Below are 4,129 nucleotides of genomic sequence, written 5' to 3'. Positions count from 1 at the left end.
AGAAGGCTTCAGTGACAGTAGGTTTGTAATAGAAGGTCATAGCAAACCCAGTTGCAAACTGGATCAGGAAGCAGACCAACGTAATTCCTCCCAGGCAGTAGAAGATATTGACATGGGGAGGCACATACTTGCTGCTAATATCATCGGCGATCGCCTGCACTTCTAGGCGATCATTGAACCATTGATAGACTTTTGAGTCTGTTACCTGCTTGGTGAACATAATGTAAAGATTTCTAAATTATGAAGACGAGGGTAGCAGCGAGAGACACCTAGACAGGACTTCTCACACTGAGTGTGCTATGAGAAATGTAACATAGTTCTAAGGTGGATTGGTAAATCAGTAACATCAGGTTTAGGTTTCACCGCATTGGTTTGCAGAATTTTCAGATTTCAACATAGTCAGAAACATAGGCAGACTGCATGCTTATCAGGTGTTCGATGGCATTTGTCAGAGGTGGGAATGGGTAAACGGGTTTTAAGTTGGATACTGACAATCATCTTGGGGTGGTCACTGTGGTTGGGTTGGGCGATGCCTAGCTATGCTCTGACCGATGAGCAGCGGCTGCTGAATGAGGTATGGCGGCTGATTAACCGCACTTATCTCGATGGCACGTTCAACCATCAGGATTGGTCATGGGTGCGTCAACGCTATTTCCCGAAAGCTTCAGACGATCGCGCCCAGACCTATCAGGCGATCCAGCAGATGTTGGCAACCTTGGGAGATCCCTTCACTCGATTTTTGCCGCCTGAGCAGTATCGTAGTTTGCAAACTAGCACATCCGGAGAGCTAACGGGCGTTGGGCTGCAAATTGCCTTGGATGATGCAACCCAGCAACTAGTGGTTATCGCACCAATTGCTGGTTCCCCAGCAGACCGAGCAGGCATCCATCCGGCTGACCAGATCATTGAAATTGATGGCATCTCAACTGCGCATCTGAGCTTAGATGAAGCGGCTGCTCGAATGCGCGGTGCGGTGGGTAGCCGCGTTGAACTAACTATTGTCCGCGATGGTAAGCAACAACGGTTCAGTCTAGTGCGCGATCGCATTGAATTGAATCCTGTTGTCGCTGAGCTGCATACAGTTCCCTCACCAAACAAGCCAAATCAAGTTGAGAACATTGGTTACATTCGCTTGTCTCAGTTCAATGCCAATGCCACTGTCGAACTAGCAAAAGCAATCAAGCAATTAGAGGGAAAAGGAGCTAAAGGCTACATTTTAGACTTGCGCAATAATCCTGGTGGTTTGCTGCAAGCGGGCATTGAAATTGCTCGGTTATGGCTCGATCAGGGTACGATCGTCTACACAGTTAACCGCCAAGGCGTGCAAGATAGTTTTGAGGCAACTGGCGAGGCACTAACCGATGATCCACTGATTGTGTTAGTGAACCAAGGCACAGCTAGCGCTAGTGAAATTTTGGCGGGGGCACTGCAAGACAATAACCGTGCTCAGTTGGTTGGTGAGCGTACCTTTGGCAAGGGATTAATTCAGTCCCTGTTTGAGTTATCTGATGGATCTGGGTTGGCAGTGACCGTGGCCAAGTACGAAACACCAAGCCACCATGATATTCATCGTCAAGGCATTCAACCTGATTATGTTGTTGCCCTAGAGCCGCTCGCAATAGAGCAGATTGGTACGGCAGCAGATAGCCAATATCAATTAGCAGAAAATCTCTTAATTAGCCAAGTGGTGTTAACTGGTGCAACCTAGTCGTAGCCGTGTTTATCATGATCCGCTACATGGTGCGATCGCTCTCGACATGGGTGATCCCGTCGAAGCACTGATCATCCGGCTAATTGACACTCCTGCTTTTCAGCGGTTGCGACGCATTCGACAATTGGGGGTTGCTTCCCTGACCTTCCATGGCGCAGAAAGTTCTCGATTTACCCACTCACTGGGGGTGATGGCGATCGCCCGGCGTGCGTTTGATCGCCTCGCTAAACATTACCCAGAGTTACTACCCTATCGTGCTGTTGTGTTGTGTGCTGCATTACTCCACGATATTGGACATGGCCCCTTTAGCCACACCAGCGAGGAAATCTTTGGTAACCATCACGAACATTGGACGCAGCGAATCTTGCATGAGTCACTTCCGGTGCAACAGTTGCTCGATGAGTTTGACCCAGCCCTGCGATCGCAACTGGAACTTGTCTACCATAAGCAACATCCCTTGCCCATTGTCTGGCAACTGGTTACTAGCCAGCTAGACTGCGATCGCCTGGATTATCTCATGCGTGACAGCTATTTCACCGGAGCATCCTACGGCAAGCTAGACCTAGACCGAATTTTAATGGCCATGAACTATGACCCTGTAAGCCAGCAACTAGTCGTAGTTCGCAAGGGCATGGCGGCGATCGAGCATTACCTAATCGTCCGTTACTTCATGTATGCTCAAGTCTACAATCACCCTAAAAACCTAGCTGCGACTTGGTTACTCAACCAAGCCTTTACCCGCGCTCAAGTGTTGATTGCAGCCAATGCTTTGGACGCTGACGACACGGTGACTGCCTGGTTAACTCAAGATTGCAATCAGTTGCCCCTCCACCACTATCTCAATGCCGATGACGGTATCTTTACCTATCACTTGCAGCGTTGGCAACGATGTAGTGATCCCCTGTTGGCTGATTTGTGTCGGCGACTGCTCGACCGAGACTTGCCTAAGACTCTAGATGTGACTGACTTAGCAGAGCCAGAACGGGATGAGTTGCTCGAAGCTGTACAAGAGTGGTCAAAGGAGCAGCGTATTTCTCCCCACTACACAGGGCTACGAGTTGCTCTTAGTTCTGGCTATACCCTATATCAGCGTGGGATTAAATTACAAACGCCAGAGGGGCTGCGCGAGTTGAGCGACTTGTCACCTCTAGTGCAAACATTAATCCACCCCTTACGACGGGTATGGCTCATTTATCCCCGTGACGTTGAGTCTCAACTCATGGCATTTGTCAACGCTCACCGATCGGCACAATCCTAAGCACACATCGAGACAAGCTCAGCCAGCAAAATCAGCAGTGAGTGAAGGTTGCGGTGCGAAGCCAGTTAACTCATCTTCCCCTCCTCAAAAATCATTACTTTCTCTAGAACTAGCCAACACTTATCGCTAGCCTTAAAGCAGACCTTAGTTTACAACGGAAGAGAATAGTATGCCTTGGTTTGCCAAGATTGAAGTGGGCATTGTAGATAAGGCTACGTTTGATCAGTATGTGCCCGATCATATTGCCTATGTGAAGACACTAATTGCCAAAGGACATAAGGCTCGTTCGGGATATTGGAAACAACGAGGAGGCGGCATGTTAGTGTTTGAGGCAGCGTCGCGGGAAGATGCAGAGGCGATCGTCGCCCAAGACCCGTTGGTACAGAACCACTGCGTTACCTACAATCTGTACGAGTGGTGCGTTGTAGTTGAGTAGCAATGAAACACAAGGGACTGTTTCTAGATCGAGATGGTGTGCTGATTAACTATGTGCCCTATCTTAGCCATGCTGATCAAGTAGTGACATTGCCTGGTGCAGGTCAAGCACTGCGGCAATGGCAACAAGCAGGGTATTTGCTAATTGTTATCACTAATCAGTCAGGAATTGGACGGGGTTATTTCACCACTGAAGATGTCGCAGCAGTCCACCAACGAATGCAGGCATACTATCAGCGAGATAATGTTACATTTCACGACATTTTGATTTGTCCCCATACCCCTAGCGATCGCTGCTCTTGCCGTAAACCCTCTCCTCAACTTGTGTTGCAGGCCGCGGAACAGTATCACATCGATTTGTCCCAGTCTTTCTTCGTTGGCGATGCCCCTAGCGATATTGAATGTGCTCAAAATGCTGGTTGTCAACCCGTGTTGGTACTAACTGGACGAGGAAAAGACACCCAACAAGCATTGATAAATCAGAACATCCAGGTACCTACCTTCAGAGACCTTGCCGATATGACAGTTTTGTTAGGCTAAATTACCCGACGGGTTCTGATGATCACGAAATCAGGGCTTGAGAATAAGCCATGAGCATTACCTGAGAGTATGGGCACAAAGCAACTACTCAGGTTGAGAGGATATCGGAGACTGTGATTTGGACACTGGGGAATACAGTACTAGAAACCCGATCGTCACCTCTGTATACCGCCTCCTCATACAAG

At 48.7% G+C, this 4,129-nt stretch carries 5 protein-coding genes; 4 read left to right on the top strand and 1 reads right to left on the bottom strand.

All coding sequences use genetic code 11. The features are described from left to right. Positions 1–220: cytochrome b6 (locus NZ772_15010; protein MCS6814863.1), on the bottom strand; the 220-nt coding region annotated here is incomplete at its 3' end. 240 nt (positions 221–460) lie between these two features. Between NZ772_15010 and NZ772_15005 the strand changes: the two genes are divergently transcribed. The 4 genes from NZ772_15005 (at position 461) to NZ772_14990 (ending at position 3,944) form a co-directional block, all read left to right on the top strand. Then, positions 461–1,708: a S41 family peptidase gene (locus tag NZ772_15005; protein ID MCS6814862.1), complete on the top strand. Its 1,248-nt coding sequence runs from the start codon at positions 461–463 to the stop codon at positions 1,706–1,708. Further along, the gene (locus NZ772_15000; protein ID MCS6814861.1) at positions 1,698–2,969 is read left to right on the top strand and encodes an HD domain-containing protein; all 1,272 of its coding nucleotides are present in this window, start codon (positions 1,698–1,700) and stop codon (positions 2,967–2,969) included. The genes NZ772_15005 and NZ772_15000 overlap by 11 nt, the downstream gene beginning before the upstream one ends. Before the next feature lie 169 nt (positions 2,970–3,138). After that, positions 3,139–3,405: a YciI family protein gene (locus NZ772_14995; GenBank protein ID MCS6814860.1), complete on the top strand. Its 267-nt coding sequence runs from the start codon at positions 3,139–3,141 to the stop codon at positions 3,403–3,405. Positions 3,406–3,407: 2 nt separating this feature from the next. Continuing rightward, a complete protein-coding gene (locus NZ772_14990) occupies positions 3,408–3,944 on the top strand; it encodes an HAD family hydrolase (GenBank protein MCS6814859.1) in 537 nt (178 codons plus the stop codon). Positions 3,945–4,129 lie beyond the last annotated feature (185 nt).

The organism is Cyanobacteriota bacterium, from assembly GCA_025054735.1.
GTDB lineage: Bacteria > Cyanobacteriota > Cyanobacteriia > SKYG9 > SKYG9 > SKYG9.
The sequence above is the reverse complement of the archived record's forward strand: the minus strand, read 5'-3'. Positions and strand labels throughout refer to the sequence as shown.

Coding starts and splice junctions, on each gene's coding strand:
- NZ772_15005 (MCS6814862.1), top strand. CDS start 461: ATGGGTAAACGGGTTTTAAGTTGGATACTGACAATCATCTTGGGGTGG.
- NZ772_14995 (MCS6814860.1), top strand. CDS start 3,139: ATGCCTTGGTTTGCCAAGATTGAAGTGGGCATTGTAGATAAGGCTACG.
- NZ772_14990 (MCS6814859.1), top strand. CDS start 3,408: ATGAAACACAAGGGACTGTTTCTAGATCGAGATGGTGTGCTGATTAAC.